The sequence below is a fragment of the Ruegeria sp. I1 genome (assembly GCF_056532675.1).
In genome coordinates this window covers 181,754-198,545 of the sequence record NZ_JBQFNM010000007.1, presented here as the reverse complement: position 1 = coordinate 198,545, position 16,792 = coordinate 181,754, and the positions used below count along the sequence as shown (strand labels likewise).

Below are 16,792 nucleotides of genomic sequence, written 5' to 3'. Positions count from 1 at the left end.
CGCGCTATCAACGCACTGGCTAATGTTCGCACAATGTTCTTAGAAAGGAATTCAATCCATGTCTCTTAACTACGTAATGATCGGCTCAAACGACGTTGCCAAAGCCCGCAAATTTTACGACACAACAATGGCCGGAATTGGTGGCAAAGTCGTAGCTGAATACATGCCATACGCTGTCTGCTACCAACTGCGCGACGGCGGACGAATATGGGTTTCGCTGCCACATGATCAAAAGACTGCAACACCGGGCAACGGCAACATGGTTGGCCTGATGTGCGAAAGCAAAGATGAGGTGTGCAAAGTCCATGCAATCGCGATGGCCAATGGCGGCACCAACGAAGGCGACCCGGGACCGCGCCCGCAGTATGGCCCTGACTTTTTTGGCGCATATGCCCGCGATCTGGACGGCAACAAGATGAGCTTTGTCTATTTTGCAGACTCAGACTGAATGCGTTTATGTTCAGGCGCAGGACTGGATACCGAACTCGCTTAAGTTCTTACTCCAACCCCTCTTCCCCTAACAGATGCCGCCCTTGCCTATCCTCGACCTCAATCACCCAAAGATCGGGGTCGAAGCTGCGTTGTTTGGTGAGGGTGGCGTCCACATCGCCCTCGGGCCCTGAGGATAGCTCAATCCATTTCCGCTCACCGCTCATAAGGTCAAAGCTGCGTTGATAGGCGATGGCCTGCCCGTCGAGCGTGTTCATCTTGACCAGCACCGCGCCTGCAGTGTTGTCCCCATGGGCCACAACAAAAGCGGGGATATCCTGTAGCCGCAGCCGCGCCATATAGGCATGCACCCAAAATTCGGCCGTCAAGCGGGTCATGCGTTACCGTCTTTGAAGTCCAGCCCCATTTCCGAATAGCGCTCGGATTCCTCCAGCCAGTTGGGCCGGACCTTCACTTGCAGGAACAGGTGGATCTTGCGGTCCAGGAACTCTTCCAGCTCGGCCCGAGCGGCCTGACTGACGGCCTTGATCGTCTCGCCCTTCTTGCCCAGAACGATGCCCTTGTGACCGTCGCGCATGACATAGATGACCTGATCGATTCTGGCCGAGCCGTCCTTGCGTTCTTCCCAGGTCTCGGTCTCGACCGTCAGTTGGTAGGGCAGTTCCTGATGCAAGCGCAGGGTCAGCTTTTCGCGCGTCATCTCGGCGGCAATCATACGCATCGGAAGGTCCGCGATCTGGTCTTCGGGATACAGCCACGGGCCTTCGGGCACCTCGCCAGCCAGCCATTTCCGCAGATCATCAACGCCGTGACCCTTTTCGGCCGAGATCATGAACGTCTCGGAAAAGGCGTAGCGCGCGTTCAGGTCGCTGGTCAGGGTCAGCAAGACTTCGGATTGAACCCTGTCGATCTTGTTGATGGCCAGCGCAACTTTGCGGCCCTGTCCGATTTCTTCCAGACCTTCAAGGATGCGTTCAACGCCTTCGGTAATGCCGCGATGGGCCTCGACCATCAGAACAACCACATCCGCATCCGCAGCGCCGCCCCAAGCGGCGGCGACCATGGCGCGATCCAGGCGGCGGCGGGGTTTGAACAGGCCGGGCGTATCGACAAAAACCAGTTGCGCGTCGCCCTCCATCGCCACACCGCGAATGCGCGCGCGTGTGGTCTGCACCTTATGCGTCACGATCGAGACCTTGGCCCCGACCATTCGATTCAGAAGGGTGGATTTGCCTGCATTGGGCTCTCCGATCAGGGCGATAAATCCGGCGCGTGTGGTCATGTGTGCTGCGATCCTGTTTGCAAGTGCGCACCCGTATAGCAGAATGGCGCTGCGGGCCAGAGGGATTTGTCGCGTTCCGAGCGGGTAGCGTAGTTGAGGAGCGTTCGGGAAGCTGGACGCTTCAGTGTCATGCCATCAAGCATTGGAAGACCGGGCCAAGCGGCTTTACCCAGCAGATTGACTTTAGGCTTGCCCTGGTATCGTCAAAGCCAGCACATGGTTCGGGTAGGCTTGATCCCCAATACGGAAATCCGTGACACCAACCTGCTCGAACCCTTTGGACAGATAGAAATCAATTGCGGGTTTGTTCTCGGAATTGGTTGTCAGCCAGATCCCATTCCGGCCTTGCTCCCGAGCATATTTGATCGCAACATCCAGCAATGCGGAACCTATGCCTTTGCCGTGATGGCGGGGCTGGACGTAAAACGTAAGGACCTCAAGATCGGAAAGCCCGTCAACAGGTGCAACGCGTTTCTCTGACAGGCGAACATAGCCGTCGATCCCGTCGCTGTTTTCCGAGACCATCAGCATATCACCCCCCTCTTCAAGCAGAGCCTCGAACTGGGCGGTCGTGAATTCGGATAGAACAAACTCGGCGAAGAATGCGTTTACACCATGCCGCAGGTAGGTACTGATCCAGACCTCAATCGACAATGCCGCAAGGCTGGCAGCGTCCGTTTTCTCTGCGGGCCTGATCTTCATGTTCCGACTTCGGCAAAACAGCTCAACTCAACTGACCCAACAGAGATTTCGCAGCAGCCTGCTCGGCCTGGCGTTTTGAGCCTGCGGTCGCCTGCGCCTCAGTGCCATCTTGCAAACGGGCGGCGATGGTGAAGATGGGGGCGTGGTCAGGGCCGGTGCGCTTGACCTCGACATAAGCCGGAGGTTTCTGACCGCGGGCTTGCGCCCATTCCTGCAGCGCGGTTTTGGCATCACGGGCGTCGGCTTCAACCTTATGAATGCGCTCGCCCCATAGGGCTATGATGACGTCCCGCGCCGCCTCAAAACCAGCATCACGATAGATGGCCGCGATGACCGCCTCCATCGCATCGCCAAGCAGTGCCTGTTTGCGGCGACCACCCGACAGCATCTCGGACCGGCCCAGTTTCAGGACGGCCCCCAGATCAATCTGGCGAGCGACATCGGCACAGGCCTCTTTGCGGACCAACGCGTTGAAGCGCGGCGCCAACTGGCCTTCGGTGGCTTTCTTGTCCGCCTCTAGTAGGGCAGTCGCCATGACCAGCCCCAGTACGCGGTCCCCCAGAAACTCCAACCGCTGGTTATCGGGCCGCGTGGCCGAAGACACTGATCCATGGGTCAATGCGCGCACCAGCAGTTCAGGATTGGTGAATTCGTATCCCAAACGCTGCTGGAATGCTTTTATCTCGGATGAAAGCTTCAATTCACCGCCTTAAAGAACCGATCCCCGCGCCAAGTCCAGAAGAACAGCATGGAGCGCCCGGAGGACGAGAACATGATCCGGTCGGCGCGACCGATCAGGTTTTCGTAGGGCACGTAACCAACGCCGCCCGCGGATTGCGGCAGACGGCTATCCGCGGAGTTGTCGCGGTTGTCCCCCATGAAGAAATAGTGGCCTTCGGGCACTGTATAGATGCCGGTATTGTCTGACCCCTGATTGCCGATGTTCAGCACATCATAGGACACGCCATTGGGCAAAGTTTCAATTAGGCGCGACTTTTCGCAGGTGCCGCCATTTCCAACCGGCCCGTTTTCACAGCGCGGGCGCAGGCGTTGCGGCCCCTGGGGTTCGGCGATTTCTGTAAACACCCCGTCAGGCTGTTGCGGCACCGGCGTGCCGTTCAAAATGATCTGACCTTCGCGCACCTGAATGCGGTCACCCGGCAAACCGATCAAACGTTTGATGTAGTCCCGCCCCGTAACCGGATGTCGGAACACAATGACATCACCGCGCTCGGGCTCGCCGCCCCAGATACGCGTGTTGTCATCACCGGGCAGCCAACCACAGATGTCTTCGGCGTCGATGTTCATAAAGGTCAAGCTGGGGCAGGACGCATAGGAGTAGCCATAAGCCATCTTGTTCACGAACAGAAAGTCGCCAATCAGCAGGGTTTGCTTCATCGAGCCGGAGGGAATCCAGAACGGCTGAAAGAACAGGGTGCGGAAAACGCCCGCGATCAAAAGGGCATAGACGATGGTTTTGATCGTCTCCCACACGGGGTTACCTGTTTTGGCGTCCTCGGCCATACTGCTCTCCGGTCATTGCGTTGTTGGGATGCTACATGCGGGGCGACTGGGGCCAAGTCAAGGCCGCAGCCGTGTCAGCAATGGGTCTGGCCTCGATCACCACGAAAGCCTGCGCCCAAGGGTGATCATCCGTCAGGGTGACATGGATGATTGCTTCATGCGCCTCGGGCGTCATTTCCTCTAGCCGTTCGGCCGCCCAACCGGTGACATGCATCACGGGTTGACCGGTTCTAAGGTTGGTGACCGCCATATCTTTCCACGAGATACCCATGCGCAAACCAGTGCCCAACGCCTTGGAACACGCCTCTTTCGCGGCCCAGCGTTTGGCGTAGGTGCCGGCGGTGTCAGCGCGGCGTTCGGCCTTACGCTGCTCGGTCTCGGTGAAGACACGGTTGCGGAACCGGTCGCCAAAGCGATCCAGCGTGCCCTGAATGCGGTCAATGTTTGCGAGATCTGTGCCGATACCGAGGATCATTGCAATCGCACCGTCAGGATCTTGTAGCTCGCCAGCCCGAAGAACCCGGCAAATGCCAGGTCAAACCAGCGGCGGGCGCGGCGGTAACTTTGGACCATGCGGCTTGAGGAAAAGAGAAAGGCATAGCCGATAAAGATCAGCAAAGACCCGACATAGAGCAGCGCGAAATACCCAAGCAACATCAGCAAGCTGGCATCGTTCGGCGCGACGATGGCGTAGATAGAACCCCAGCTGAGGATTGCCTTGGGATTGGTTAGATGGATCGCTGCGCCTTTGGCAAAGACTGTCGGCAGAGAACCTGTGACAGGTCGACCCAAAGCAACTTCATCCGAGGTCATCGCGCGGCGCAAGGCCTTCAGGGCGAGCCAGCCCAGATAGGCAACGCCCACATATCGGATGATCTCGAAAACCCAGACATTGGCCAGCATGATCGCCGACAGGCCCAGTGCAGCGGCGATCCCCCAGGCTGCAGAACCTACACAAATGCCCAGCGCGAAGGCCAAACCGGCGCGGCGGCCTTCATTCATCGCGGTTCCTGCGATGCCCATGGTTGCAGGCCCCGGAGAGCCCCCGGCCATGATCCAGGCAAACCAGATCGCAATGAAGCCGTATGTGATCACGCGCGCGCCTCGTCCATCAGGCGGCGCATCTCCTGGATGGCAGGCGTGAGGCCCAAAAAGATCGACTCGCCAATCAGGAAGTGACCGATATTCAGCTCTTGCACCTCGGGGAAGGCAGCGATCGGCTGAACCGTGTCATAGGTGAGCCCGTGGCCGGCATGCACCTCAAGCCCCAGAGAATGCGCAAAGCTCGACATTGTGCGCAGCGCCTCAAGCTCGCGGGCAGCCTCCTCCATGCAGCCTTCGGCATGGGCATCGCAATAGGCACCGGTGTGCAACTCGATGACCTCGGCCCCAATGCGATGCGCGGCTTCGATCTGGCGTTGATCTGCGGCGATGAAGATCGACACGCGGCAACCTACGTCGCGCAACGGCGCAATGAAATGCGCCAGCTTGTTTTCCTCGCGCGCGACCTCAAGCCCGCCCTCGGTTGTGCGCTCCTCGCGCTTTTCGGGAACGATACACACAGCATGCGGTTTGTGGCGCAGGGCGATTTTCTGCATCTCGTCCGTTGCCGCCATCTCGAAGTTCAGCGGGACCGACAGAACCTCCATCAGCCCGTCGATATCAGCGTCAGAGATATGGCGACGGTCTTCGCGCAAATGGGCGGTGATGCCATCGGCCCCCGCCTCTTCGGCCAGCTTGGCAGCGCGCAGAGGGTCAGGATAAGCCCCACCACGCGCATTACGTACGGTGGCGACGTGGTCGATGTTTACACCCAGGCGCAATTGGTTGTCAGACATCGTTCGATTCCTTTTGCAGTGTTTGGCCTGAACCTAGAGGCTTTGTTGTCTAAGCGTCAGTGGATTCTTCCGCCCGTCGTCTGATTTCGTCGAATTTCGCCTTGATCTTGTCGCGGCGGCGTTGCTGATACGTGCGGATCAGCGGCAGGCTGAGGTAGTGGCATATAGCTCCGGCCAAAAGGCCGGGCAGAATGCCCCCAATGAGGTAGGGGTAAAACACCTCGTAGTAAAACACGCCAAGCCCGTGCCAGTCCGCGACACGGTCGGTGAATATCGACAGAAAGTTGTTTTTGAGATCGCCCAACGCGCTGGCGAACTTACCCATCAACCCGCGCTCAACACTCTTGTCGAACTCTGTGCCCAGTATGAAATGACCCGCCTGTAGACAGATCACCCCAATCGGTACATAAGTCATTGGATTGCCAAAAAAAGTCCCGCTAAGCGCCGCCAGGATATTGCCGTTAATCAGACGCGCACACAGGGCGGCTACGACAAAATGCAATCCATAAAACGGCGTAAAGGCTGCAAATACTCCGGCGCCGATGCCTCGCGCGATCCGATCAGGGGAATCCGGCAGACGCCGCACCCGATGTTTGACGTAGTGGAAGGCGCGGGTCCATCCACCGCGCGGATAGACGAACTCCGATGCGATCTGGATGGGCGAGCGTCGATCTCGGCGCTTGAAAACCACTCCTGATCACCTCATCTCAACCAGCCACAACAACTGGTTTTGCCTGTTCCCTGTGCCGCTCAACGGCGGCGACATCGCTTTCAGCCTCAAGCATCAGCATAAGCGAATGCAACTGTTCCAGGTCACGCAACTCAACATTGATCAGCAACCGGTAAAAATCTGGTTTCCGATCAACAAACTCCAAGTTCGAGATATTGGCCTTTTTCTCACCAATCAATGTGCAAATGCGCCCCAGCACCCCGGCATCATTGCCGATGGTAAGGTCAAGCGTCGCGCCATAGGCGGCGGGGTGAGTGCCGGAATGCCAATGCAGATCGACCCAGCGCTCCGGCTCGCTTTCGAATTCGGACAATCGATTGCAATCGATTGCGTGCACCTCAACGCCTTTACCGCGATAGGTGATGCCAACAATGCGCTCACCGGGAAGTGGCTGACAGCAAGGTGCTCGGTCGAATTTCTGCCCCGGCTCCAGGCCAATCACCGCGCGGCGCATCGGGATCGCATCGCCCTCATCCTTGGTCAGTTCGGGATAAACCGCCTCGACCACGTCATGGGCGGTCAGTTCCGCACTGCCCAATCGCGCCAGCAGTTCATCACGATCCTTCAGGCGCAAATGCTTGGCCGCAGTGTCCAACGCCTTGTCGGTCGCCTTGCGGCCCACATGTTCAAAGCCCGAGCGCGCCAGTTCTTTGCCCAGCCGAATAAAACGCTCGCGATCCACTTCGCGCAGCGCACGCCGGATCGCGGTGCGGGCCTTGCCTGTTACCGCGATCTCAAGCCATGTGACCTGCGGCGTCTGCCCATCTGCGGTGATGATATCCACCGATTGTCCGTTCTTGAGCCGGGTCCATAGCGGTACGCGAATGCCATCCACCTTTGCTCCGACACAAGCGTGCCCAATCCGGGTGTGGATCGCATAGGCGAAATCAATCGGCGTCGCCCCGCGCGGCAATTTCACCACATCGCCCTTGGGCGTGAAGCAGAAGACCTGGTCGGAGTACATTTCCAGCTTTACGGCTTCGAGGAAATCTTCGTGGTCTTCTTCGTTGTCGAACTGTTCAGTCAGGTTCGAAATCCACTTGGCCGGGTCCACGGCAAACGGGTTTTCGGTGCGCACACCATCCCGATACGACCAATGCGCTGCGACCCCGGTTTCGGCGACGTCATGCATCTGACGGGTGCGGATCTGCACCTCAACCCTCTTACCATCGCGGCCCGAAACGGTGGTGTGGATCGAGCGGTATCCGTTCGATTTCGGCTGGCTGATATAATCCTTGAACCGCCCAGGCACCGCGCGCCAACGCTGATGGATTGCTCCAAGCGTGCGATAGCAATCCTCTTCGGTCATGGTGATGATGCGGAACCCATAGATGTCGGACAGCCGCGAGAACCCCTGATCCTTTTCCTGCATCTTGCGCCAGATTGAATAGGGTTTCTTGGCGCGGCCAAAGACCTCGGCCTCAATCTCTGCCTTTTCCAATTCATGCCGCATATCACCGGTGATGCGGTGGATCACATCGCCGGTTTCGCGTTGCAAGGTGATAAAGCGGCGAATGATCGACTGGCGGCCTTCGGGGTTGAGAACGCGGAAGGCGAGGTCTTCCAGTTCCTCACGCATCCATTGCATCCCCATCCGGCCTGCAAGTGGCGCATAGATATCCATCGTCTCGCGCGCCTTGATCACCTGCTTTTCGGGACGCATTGCCTTGATCGTGCGCATGTTGTGCAGACGGTCGGCCAGCTTGACCAGAATGACCCGCAGGTCCTTGGACATGGCCATGAACAGCTTGCGGAAATTCTCAGCCTGTTTGGTTTCGCGGCTAGAAAGCTGCAGGTTGGTCAGCTTGGTGACGCCATCCACCAGCTTGGCGACCTCATCCCCGAACAGCTCGGCCACTTTGCCGTAGCTGGCTTTGGTGTCTTCAATCGTGTCGTGCAAAAGCGCCGTGATGATCGTCGCATCATCCAGACGCTGTTCGGTCAAAATGGCGGCAACGGCAACGGGATGGGTAAAATAGGGCTCGCCAGAATGGCGCAACTGCCCTTCATGCATCTGCTGGCCAAACTCATAGGCCCGCTCGATGCGCTCGGCATTTGTCTTGGGATTGTAATTGCGGACCAGCGCAATCAGGTCTTCTGCTGAAATCATCCGGTCCGCACCTTTATCGCTGGGGTTACCCCTGGCCTTGCGCCTCCATCAGAGCACGCAGGAGCTTTTCTTCGGACATGTCATCATCGGCTGGCTTGTCCGTTTCGGCACCCATCAGCAATGCCATCTGATCTTCTTCGGGCTCATCAACCTCGATCTGGGTCTGGTTGGCCTCGATCAGACGCTCGCGCAATTCATCCGCGCTTTGGGTTTCGTCGGCGATCTCGCGCAGCGACACGACAGGGTTCTTGTCGTTGTCACGGTCAACGGTGATCGGACCGCCGGCAGAAATCTCGCGCGCCCGGTGGGCGGCAAGCATCACCAGTTCGAACCGGTTCGGAACCTTGTCTACGCAGTCTTCAACCGTCACGCGGGCCATTGGGCGCTCTCCGTTACTGAGTCCATGTCAGGAAGAGGTTTATCTAAGGCCGATTGTACGCCTTGACAAGCAAGAAATGCTGCCCCTGCACCAATCACAGTGGCGTAACCTCAGTCACGTCTGCAGTGGATAAGGCAGCCATCATCTGCGTCACCGTCTTGTTCAGCACCGGATGCCGCCATTCCGGTGCAATATCGGCCATGGGAACCAGCACAAACGCCCTGTCCTGTAGGCGCGGATGCGGTAGGATCAGTTCGTCCGGAGCCGACTGCGCTTGCAGATCCGGATCAAGATCACGCCAAAGATCGAAAGTGGCGCGGTCTGGCAACACCTGATCCGCGTAACAGATCAGATCCAGATCAAGGGTCCGCATGCCCCATCGCTGCGCGCGTTCTCGACCGAACTCATGTTCCACGGCATGCAAATCCTGCAGCAACTCCACCGGAGCCTTGGCCGTTTCAATCGACGCAGCCGCATTCACATAGTCAGGCCCCGCACCTGCGGGAAAACAAGGTGTGGAAAAAAACCGGCTGACGTCGCGAATCACCAACCCCTTCTCCGAAAGTGCCGAAAGCGCCTGCCGTAACGTCAAGTGCGGCTCAGTTCGTCCCAAACTGAGATTTGCCCCCAAGGCAACGATGGTTTTTGGCACAGAATCACTCATATGAGGCCGTATATTCGGTCAACTGCATACTTGCGATGCCCAACAAAAGCCCTAATTATAGGGGCACCAAAGCGCGACATTTTTACACCCACTCACACATCACTCACCGCGCTGTATTATACCGGAAGGGACTATTTATGTTTTATAAAGACGAACGGCTAGCGCTGTTCATCGACGGCTCCAATCTTTATGCGGCCGCCAAAGCGCTTGGATTTGATATCGACTACAAGCTGCTGCGACAGGAATTCATGCGCAGAGGTAAACTGCTTCGGGCTTTCTATTACACAGCGCTTCTGGAAAATGATGAGTATTCTCCGATCCGTCCGCTTGTAGACTGGCTGCATTATAACGGCTTCACCATGGTGACCAAGCCGGCCAAGGAATACACCGACAGCATGGGGCGTCGGAAGGTCAAGGGAAACATGGATATCGAGCTTACCGTCGATGCGATGGAACTGGCACCGCGGGTTGATCATATCGTGCTTTTCTCGGGCGATGGGGATTTCCGCCCGCTGATTGCCAGCCTGCAACGACAGGGCGTGCGCGTTTCGGTGGTCTCGACCATCCGCAGCCAACCGCCGATGATCTCGGACGAGCTCCGCCGCCAGGCCGACAACTTTATCGAACTGGAAGACCTACGCGATGTAATCGGGCGGCCCCCGCGCGAAATGCCGGCTGAACCCCGCAGCGTCGCAGTCGCTAGTGGAACTTGATCGAAATTTGGCCCCAAAGGGCCAAGAAGGTTGCGCGGCCAGGGCTCACTGATCTGGCCGCGCTTCATTAACTATAGCTTGGTGCTCAAACACCGGCTGGCTAACACCGATTCATGTCAGATGGATGACAGATCTGGCGGCTGGACCAATGCCGGGAAAAGACTTACCTGTGCCGTAAGGAGACACCGACATGATCAAGCCACCATTGACATTGTACCTGGCCGCGCCTCGCGGATTTTGTGCAGGCGTAGACCGGGCCATCAAGATCGTCGAAATGGCGCTGGAGAAGTGGGGGGCGCCTGTCTACGTGCGCCACGAAATCGTTCACAACAAGTTTGTCGTCGACGGTTTGCGCGACAAAGGTGCTGTCTTCGTGGCCGAGTTGGACGAATGCCCGGATGATCGGCCTGTGATCTTCTCGGCTCATGGCGTTCCAAAATCTGTCCCGGCTGAGGCATCCAGGCGCGAGATGCTGTTTGTAGATGCGACCTGCCCGCTGGTGTCAAAGGTGCATATCGAGGCGCAACGCCATTTCGATGCCGGTCTGCAGATCGTGATGATCGGCCATAAAGGGCACCCGGAAACGATTGGCACGATGGGACAGCTGCCCGAAGGCGAAGTGCTGTTGGTCGAAACGGTCGAAGATGTCGCAGACATCGAGGTACGAGACCCGGACAAGCTGGCGTTTGTGACCCAGACCACGCTGTCGATTGATGACACCAAAGATGTCATCGCCGCCTTGCAGGACCGCTTTCCAGCCATCGTAGGGCCGCACAAGGAAGACATCTGCTACGCCACCACGAACCGGCAAGAAGCTGTCAAAGCCGTGGCCCCAAAGTCAGACGCCTTGCTGGTGGTCGGTGCACCGAACTCGTCAAACTCGAAACGTCTGGTCGAGGTCGCCTCACGCGCCGGATGCAGCTATGCGCAACTGGTTCAGCGCGCACCCGATATCGACTGGCGCGCCCTTGAGGGTATTGCCAGCGTGGCCATCACAGCCGGGGCCTCGGCCCCCGAGCAACTGGTGAACGAGGTCGTCGACGCTTTCCGTGAACGCTATGACGTGACAGTTGAACTGGCTGAAAACGCCGTGGAAAACGTGGAATTCAAAGTGCCCCGTGTGCTTAGGCAGCCGGCATGAATGGCGTGCCCAAGGCCGCGCTGTACTTGGGTCTGGCGGGGTTGATTCCGTTTATCTGGGGCGCATTGACCTATCTGAACAGCGATCTGAACGCTTGGGGTTCACGGCAGTTTGGCGCGCGTTTCGTAGGGCCATATATCCAGCTGTTTTACGGCTCGGTCATTCTGAGTTTCATGTCGGGGGTGCTTTGGGGTTTTGCAACCAAAGCATCAGGTAGCCGAGCAACAGTGGGGTATACCCTGTCTGTTCTGCCTGCGCTCTGGGCCTTCTTCATGACAGGTGGCGGGCCTGTGAATGCTGGCAACAATCTGATTGCTGGCTTTGCGGGGCTTTTGGTCTTGGATGCCATCTTTTGGTACTGGGGTTTGGCCCCCAACTGGTGGATGCGACTGCGCATTCTGCTAACCTTGATTGTACTGCTTTGCCTAGCAGTTGGAGTTTACCTGTGAGCAACCGCAACACCATATCCGTCTATGACGCTCAGGCGACGCGCTACGCCGAGCTGACGAATGAAGACAATAAGGGCGATCCTCAATTAGGTCGGTTCATCCAAGCAGTGCCCGCCGGTGGCAAAGTGCTGGATTTCGGGTGTGGACCGGGCGCATCCTCTGCAATCATGGCCAAGGCCGGATTACAAGTCGACGCAATGGATGCATCGGAAGAAATGGTGAAACTGGCCTCGGAACACCCCGGTGTATCGGCCAGACAAGCCACGTTTTCCGACCTTACAGTCGTGGGCATCTATGATGGCATCTGGGCCAATTTTAGCCTGCTGCATGCCACGCGGGCAGAATTTCCCAAACACCTGAGCGCTATTCACCGCGCACTGAAACCCGGTGGTGCGTTCTTTATCGCCATGAAACTGGGCGAAGGTGACGGGCCTGACCGTTTGGGTCGATATTACAGTTACTACTCCGAGGACGAATTGAAGACTTATCTGGAAGATGCCGGCTTCACCATCACGAACCGAAGACGAGGCAGCGGTACTGGACTTGACGGCTCGGTCTCGGAATACATCGCACTGGCCGCCCATGCCTGAACTGTTCGCCTACACGGACGGAGCCTGCTCTGGCAATCCCGGCCCCGGTGGTTGGGGCGTGCTGCTGCGCGCGATCGAGGGTGAGAAGGTCCTGAAAGAGCGCGAGTTAAACGGTGGCGAGGCCGAGACCACGAACAACCGCATGGAATTGTTGGCCGCAATCAGCGCCTTGGAAACGCTAGAACGCGCATCCCGTATCACCATCGTGACTGACAGCGCCTATGTCAAAAACGGCGTCACCGGCTGGATTTTCGGGTGGAAGCGGAACGGTTGGAAAACGTCGAACAAAAAACCCGTCAAGAATGTCGACCTGTGGCAACGTCTGGATACCGCGCAAGAACGCCATGATGTGACCTGGGAATGGGTCAAAGGCCATGCGGGTCATCCCGAAAATGAAAAAGCCGATGAACTGGCCCGCGCCGGCATGGCCCCGTTCAAACCCAAAAAGGCGCAGGCGTGAACGGGCTTGCACTGCTCGACTATGCCTCGGTCCTGATCTTTGCATTGACCGGCGCGCTGGTTGCAAGCCGCGCGCAGCTTGACCTTGTGGGGTTTGCATTTATGGCCTGCCTGACGGCAGTGGGAGGTGGCACCGTTCGGGACCTTCTGCTGGATCGACATCCTGTCTTTTGGGTTGGTCAGCCGGATTACATCCTGATCGCAGTCAGCGCCGCCGTTCTGGTGTTTTTCACCGCTCATCTGGTTGAAAACAGATATAGCTGGCTGGTCTGGCTGGACAGTTTCGCCCTATCCATCGCCGTTGCTGCCGGAACAGGTGCCGCGCTTTCATTGGGCCAATCCGGGATCATCGTGGTGTTGATGGGAGTTACAACCGGATGTCTAGGCGGCCTGATGCGCGATGTGGTTTGCAATGAGGTGCCTCTGGTGCTGAAACAGGGTGAACTCTATGTCTCCTGCGCCTTAGCAGGCGCATTGAGCGCGGTTTTGGCCACCAAGTTCGGGCTAGAGGGCCTGCTGGCTCTTGGGTTATGTGCTCTTGTTTGCTGGGTTCTCAGAGCTGGCTCTTTGCTGTTTGGATGGCAACTACCGGTTTACAAGGCCCGTCCACCGCGACAATAAGCTCGATACCTACGCACCATCTTTGGGCTGTTTGCAGTCTGCCAAACTTTGGAGATCAAAGACTGATGAAAGCATATGCGATTTTGACGGGTCTAACCGTCCTGACCGCCTGCGCCGAGCAATACACGCCTGTCAGCTTTGTCGCCCAAGGGGATCAGATCATTGCGACCGGTACCATCGATCACACCACTCTGGATGCGTTTGAAGAGGTGATTGCGCAGAACCCCCAAGCCAAAACGCTGGTGTTGCAGCAAATCGAAGGGTCGGTCGATGACGATGCGAATGTCATCTTCAGCCGCGTTGTTCATGAGAGCGGGATGACTACGGTGGTGCCCTCTGACGGGCTGGTCGCATCGGGCGGGACCGACCTTTTTCTGGCCGGGAACTCCCGTGTTCTGCAACCTGGCGCGTGCGTCGGTGTCCACAGCTGGAGCGGTGGGGGATTGGTTGCGACAGAGTTGCCAGAGGATGACCCCGAACATGACCGCTATCTCGACTACTTCGAAGATATCGGCGTGGACGAAGACTTCTACTGGTTCACGCTCGAAGCTGCCCCGGCTGAAGACATGCACTGGATGACCGCGGCCGAAGCGAACCGGTTCGATATGACCAGTCTCACCGCAACTCGTCTGAGCTCAGCAACAGTTTGCGACGAACGCTAAGACGCGCATTGCATTTGCTCGGACAGCATAGGGCCAAAGAAGCTCGCTATCGACGACGAATTGCCTGCCAAATCCAGATCACCAGCAACGCCCCGAGTACAGCCCCCACAAATCCAGATAACCAGCCCATCATCGTCGCCAGGGCCCGCAGAAGGAAACCACCAACCAGCGCTCCTACAATGCCAATCAACATCGTCGTAGGGATATCGGATTCGATCCGCATCAAACGAGTGGCCAGAAAGCCCGCAGCGGCACCGATGATGATCAGGGCGATAACGGGCATGTCACTTCCTCCAATGGGTCGGGACGATGATCAGCGCGCCGATAGAGGACAAAACCGCATCCAACCCCGGAGGTCCAAAGCTGATGCCGAACATGATGCGCACAAAGTAGAACAGAAACGCCCCACCCACGCAGATTATGATGGATTGCAAATAGCCATTATGGGTAAAGCCTGTTTTCTCGGACAGGTATCCAACGATCCCGGCGATCACCACAGTACCCATCAAGACCATGAACATGAATGCGCTACTCCGATGCCAATCGCGTGCCCGGCGGGATCGGCCAGCCCCGCAGGAAGGTTTCCCGATCCTGCGCACCTTTGCCTGCCCTTTGCAAGCGCAGCAGCTCGACCGCGCATTGGCCGCAGGCCACGTGCAGATCATCGTTCAGAACCTCACCAGGCGCGCCCTGCCCCTCTGCCAAACGTGAGGCCAGCAACTTGATCCGCTCTCCATCGATCTCGGTCCATGCACCGGGAAATGGAGAAAGGCCGCGTATCTGGCGATCAACCTCGGCAGCGCTGCGTGACCAGTCGATCCGAGCCTCGGCCTTGTCGATCTTCGAGGCATAGGTGACGCCTTCATCGGGTTGCGGCTCGGGCGTCAGATTAGACAGGCGGTTCAGCGCCTGAACGATCAGCGCCGCACCCATGACTGACAGGCGGTCGTGCAACTGGGCCGTTGTCTCTTCGGTCTGGATCGGTGTTGCTTGCCGCAACAGGACGGGGCCTGTATCCAGCCCAGCCTCCATCTGCATGATACAGACGCCGGTTTCTGCATCCCCCGACATGATCGCACGATGTATCGGGGCCGCCCCGCGCCAGCGCGGCAATAGGCTGGCATGGATGTTCAAACAGCCCTGCGCAGGCGCATCCAGAATGGCTTGTGGCAGGATTAGCCCATAAGCGACCACAACCGCCACATCTGCATTCAGTGCCGCAAAAGCGGACTGTTCTTCGGCTGATTTCAGAGACACCGGATGACGTACCACCAGGCCCAGCGCCTCGGCGCGTGCATGAACTGGCGTCGGGCGATCTTTCTTGCCGCGGCCCGCCGGACGTGGCGGCTGGCAATAAACGGCGGCAATCTCATGTCCGGCCTCAACCAGCGCATCCAGAACCGGGACCGAGAAATCGGGCGTACCCATGAAAACGACGCGCATCGTTACCCCTGTTTCCTGGCTTTGCGCAGAAGCATGTCGCGTTTGACCTTGCTAAGCCGGTCGAAATACATCTTGCCGTTCAGATGATCGATTTGGTGCTGCACGCTGGTGGCTTCGATCCCCACGAAATCGCGGCGGTCGATCATCCCGTTTTCATTCAGGAACTTGACCGTTACAGCACGCGGGCGTTTCACCTTGGCCGACACACCTGGCAGGTTGGGACTGGCCTCATCATGCTCACGCATCTCGATTGAACTATGCAGGATTTCCGGGTTCGCCAAACGCACCGCCCGGCCCCGCTCGGTCGAGCCATCCACCACGGCCAACCGCAGCATCACACCGATTTGGGTTGCGGCAAGGCCAACGCCTGGCATCGCCTCCATCGTGTCGATCATGTCGTCCCAGATGGCGCGTATGTCATCTGTGATCTCGGCAACGTCTTCGGCCTTGGTGCGCAGGCGCTTGTCGGGCCAGGGCAGGCAAGTCCGAACGCTCATGCCCGCGCCTTTTCACGCTTCAGCTTCTGCATCTTGCGCGTGATCATCTGCCGTTTCAGTGGCTTCAGGTAGTCGATGAACAGCTTGCCATCCAGATGATCAATCTCATGCTGCACGCAAGTCGCCCAAAGCCCATCGAAGGTTTCTTGCTGCGGGTTGCCGTTCTGATCCATCCAGGCGACGTCCACAACCTTGGGGCGCGTCACCTCGGCATATTGTTCGGGGATCGACAGGCAGCCCTCTTCATAGACATTGGTCTCATCGGAGGAGGCAATGACCTCGGGGTTAAACATGATCAACGGACGTGGGGCCTCGCCCTCTTCCTTGACACAGTCCAATACTATCAGCCGATCCAACACACCAATCTGCGGCGCGGCCAGACCAACACCGGGCGCGTCATACATCGTCTCCAGCATATCATCAGCCAGCTTGCGCAAATCGTCTGTCAGGTCAGCCACCGGCGCGCAAACCTTTTTCAGACGTGGATCGGGATGGATCAAAATAGTGCGTTTCATGGGGCTGATTTAGGACATCGCGC

The 16,792-nt window shown here is 57.8% G+C and carries 25 protein-coding genes; 8 read left to right on the top strand and 17 right to left on the bottom strand.

From position 1 onward, the window contains the following. The first annotated feature begins 58 nt into the window (after positions 1 to 58). Positions 59 to 448, top strand: a complete 390-nt coding sequence (locus tag ACR0DH_RS14755) for a VOC family protein (protein ID WP_480549947.1) — start codon at positions 59 to 61, stop codon at positions 446 to 448. A 49-nt stretch (positions 449 to 497) separates the two neighbouring features. Here the strand turns inward: ACR0DH_RS14755 and ACR0DH_RS14750 are convergent, their stop codons facing one another. The 12 genes from ACR0DH_RS14750 to folK form a co-directional block, all read right to left on the bottom strand. Continuing rightward, positions 498 to 827, bottom strand: coding sequence for a DUF1491 family protein (locus tag ACR0DH_RS14750; RefSeq protein ID WP_480549949.1), 330 nt, complete (start codon positions 825 to 827; stop codon positions 498 to 500). Further along, entirely contained in the window at positions 824 to 1,732 is a 909-nt protein-coding gene (gene era / locus ACR0DH_RS14745) for a GTPase Era (protein ID WP_480549951.1), read from the bottom strand. Before era ends, ACR0DH_RS14750 begins: the two co-directional genes overlap by 4 nt. A 183-nt stretch (positions 1,733 to 1,915) precedes the next feature. Next, positions 1,916 to 2,434 (bottom strand): N-acetyltransferase family protein, encoded by a 519-nt coding sequence (locus ACR0DH_RS14740; RefSeq protein ID WP_480544998.1) that lies wholly within the window; start codon positions 2,432 to 2,434, stop codon positions 1,916 to 1,918. 22 nt (positions 2,435 to 2,456) lie between these two features. Continuing rightward, positions 2,457 to 3,134, bottom strand: a complete 678-nt coding sequence (gene rnc / locus ACR0DH_RS14735; RefSeq protein WP_353013375.1) for a ribonuclease III — start codon at positions 3,132 to 3,134, stop codon at positions 2,457 to 2,459. Then, the gene (gene lepB, locus ACR0DH_RS14730) at positions 3,131 to 3,958 is read right to left on the bottom strand and encodes a signal peptidase I (protein ID WP_480549953.1); all 828 of its coding nucleotides are present in this window, start codon (positions 3,956 to 3,958) and stop codon (positions 3,131 to 3,133) included. The genes rnc and lepB overlap by 4 nt, the downstream gene beginning before the upstream one ends. Before the next feature lie 31 nt (positions 3,959 to 3,989). Continuing rightward, positions 3,990 to 4,433 (bottom strand): holo-ACP synthase, encoded by a 444-nt coding sequence (gene acpS, locus ACR0DH_RS14725; protein ID WP_480549955.1) that lies wholly within the window; start codon positions 4,431 to 4,433, stop codon positions 3,990 to 3,992. After that, positions 4,430 to 5,053, bottom strand: coding sequence for a LysE family translocator (locus ACR0DH_RS14720; protein WP_480549957.1), 624 nt, complete (start codon positions 5,051 to 5,053; stop codon positions 4,430 to 4,432). Before ACR0DH_RS14720 ends, acpS begins: the two co-directional genes overlap by 4 nt. After that, on the bottom strand, positions 5,050 to 5,796 hold the full coding sequence (locus ACR0DH_RS14715) for a pyridoxine 5'-phosphate synthase (protein WP_480549959.1): 747 nt from the start codon (positions 5,794 to 5,796) through the stop codon (positions 5,050 to 5,052). The genes ACR0DH_RS14720 and ACR0DH_RS14715 overlap by 4 nt, the downstream gene beginning before the upstream one ends. Before the next feature lie 49 nt (positions 5,797 to 5,845). Further along, a complete protein-coding gene (locus tag ACR0DH_RS14710) occupies positions 5,846 to 6,487 on the bottom strand; it encodes a DUF2062 domain-containing protein (protein ID WP_480549961.1) in 642 nt (213 codons plus the stop codon). 16 nt (positions 6,488 to 6,503) lie between these two features. Then, positions 6,504 to 8,636 (bottom strand): RelA/SpoT family protein, encoded by a 2,133-nt coding sequence (locus ACR0DH_RS14705; RefSeq protein WP_480549963.1) that lies wholly within the window; start codon positions 8,634 to 8,636, stop codon positions 6,504 to 6,506. Positions 8,637 to 8,661: 25 nt separating this feature from the next. Continuing rightward, positions 8,662 to 9,015 (bottom strand): DNA-directed RNA polymerase subunit omega, encoded by a 354-nt coding sequence (rpoZ, locus tag ACR0DH_RS14700; RefSeq protein WP_142639234.1) that lies wholly within the window; start codon positions 9,013 to 9,015, stop codon positions 8,662 to 8,664. A gap of 94 nt (positions 9,016 to 9,109) precedes the next feature. Next, positions 9,110 to 9,679 (bottom strand): 2-amino-4-hydroxy-6-hydroxymethyldihydropteridine diphosphokinase, encoded by a 570-nt coding sequence (gene folK, locus ACR0DH_RS14695; protein ID WP_480549965.1) that lies wholly within the window; start codon positions 9,677 to 9,679, stop codon positions 9,110 to 9,112. A gap of 137 nt (positions 9,680 to 9,816) precedes the next feature. On the opposite strand from folK, the gene ACR0DH_RS14690 reads away from it, so the two are divergent. The 7 genes from ACR0DH_RS14690 to ACR0DH_RS14660 all read left to right on the top strand — a co-directional run bounded on the left by ACR0DH_RS14690 (position 9,817) and on the right by ACR0DH_RS14660 (position 14,314). Continuing rightward, the gene (locus tag ACR0DH_RS14690; protein ID WP_480549967.1) at positions 9,817 to 10,392 is read left to right on the top strand and encodes a LabA-like NYN domain-containing protein; all 576 of its coding nucleotides are present in this window, start codon (positions 9,817 to 9,819) and stop codon (positions 10,390 to 10,392) included. A gap of 190 nt (positions 10,393 to 10,582) precedes the next feature. Then, complete coding sequence (gene ispH, locus ACR0DH_RS14685) at positions 10,583 to 11,533, top strand: 4-hydroxy-3-methylbut-2-enyl diphosphate reductase (protein WP_480544988.1); 951 nt, start codon at positions 10,583 to 10,585, stop codon at positions 11,531 to 11,533. Beyond that, entirely contained in the window at positions 11,530 to 11,982 is a 453-nt protein-coding gene (locus ACR0DH_RS14680; protein ID WP_480549969.1) for a DUF3429 domain-containing protein, read from the top strand. The genes ispH and ACR0DH_RS14680 overlap by 4 nt, the downstream gene beginning before the upstream one ends. Next, positions 11,979 to 12,572 (top strand): class I SAM-dependent DNA methyltransferase, encoded by a 594-nt coding sequence (locus ACR0DH_RS14675; protein ID WP_480549971.1) that lies wholly within the window; start codon positions 11,979 to 11,981, stop codon positions 12,570 to 12,572. The genes ACR0DH_RS14680 and ACR0DH_RS14675 overlap by 4 nt, the downstream gene beginning before the upstream one ends. Continuing rightward, a complete protein-coding gene (gene rnhA / locus ACR0DH_RS14670) occupies positions 12,565 to 13,032 on the top strand; it encodes a ribonuclease HI (RefSeq protein WP_480544985.1) in 468 nt (155 codons plus the stop codon). The genes ACR0DH_RS14675 and rnhA overlap by 8 nt, the downstream gene beginning before the upstream one ends. Further along, positions 13,029 to 13,652 carry a trimeric intracellular cation channel family protein gene (locus ACR0DH_RS14665; protein ID WP_480549973.1) on the top strand — a complete coding sequence of 208 codons (624 nt, stop codon included), beginning with the start codon at positions 13,029 to 13,031 and terminating at the stop codon, positions 13,650 to 13,652. The genes rnhA and ACR0DH_RS14665 overlap by 4 nt, the downstream gene beginning before the upstream one ends. Before the next feature lie 65 nt (positions 13,653 to 13,717). Further along, the gene (locus ACR0DH_RS14660) at positions 13,718 to 14,314 is read left to right on the top strand and encodes a COG3904 family protein (RefSeq protein WP_480549975.1); all 597 of its coding nucleotides are present in this window, start codon (positions 13,718 to 13,720) and stop codon (positions 14,312 to 14,314) included. A gap of 46 nt (positions 14,315 to 14,360) precedes the next feature. Here the strand turns inward: ACR0DH_RS14660 and ACR0DH_RS14655 are convergent, their stop codons facing one another. The 5 genes from ACR0DH_RS14655 to def (ACR0DH_RS14635) are packed head-to-tail and all read right to left on the bottom strand — an operon-like array spanning position 14,361 to position 16,769. Further along, complete coding sequence (locus ACR0DH_RS14655; protein WP_170531376.1) at positions 14,361 to 14,597, bottom strand: GlsB/YeaQ/YmgE family stress response membrane protein; 237 nt, start codon at positions 14,595 to 14,597, stop codon at positions 14,361 to 14,363. 1 nt (position 14,598) lies between these two features. Further along, positions 14,599 to 14,835: a hypothetical protein gene (locus ACR0DH_RS14650; RefSeq protein WP_170531378.1), complete on the bottom strand. Its 237-nt coding sequence runs from the start codon at positions 14,833 to 14,835 to the stop codon at positions 14,599 to 14,601. A gap of 7 nt (positions 14,836 to 14,842) precedes the next feature. Continuing rightward, positions 14,843 to 15,757, bottom strand: a complete 915-nt coding sequence (fmt, locus tag ACR0DH_RS14645; RefSeq protein WP_480549977.1) for a methionyl-tRNA formyltransferase — start codon at positions 15,755 to 15,757, stop codon at positions 14,843 to 14,845. A 2-nt stretch (positions 15,758 to 15,759) separates the two neighbouring features. Next, positions 15,760 to 16,254: a peptide deformylase gene (def, locus tag ACR0DH_RS14640; protein ID WP_480549978.1), complete on the bottom strand. Its 495-nt coding sequence runs from the start codon at positions 16,252 to 16,254 to the stop codon at positions 15,760 to 15,762. Further along, positions 16,251 to 16,769: a peptide deformylase gene (gene def, locus ACR0DH_RS14635; protein WP_480549979.1), complete on the bottom strand. Its 519-nt coding sequence runs from the start codon at positions 16,767 to 16,769 to the stop codon at positions 16,251 to 16,253. Before def (ACR0DH_RS14635) ends, def (ACR0DH_RS14640) begins: the two co-directional genes overlap by 4 nt. Between the last annotated feature and the right edge of the window lie 23 nt (positions 16,770 to 16,792).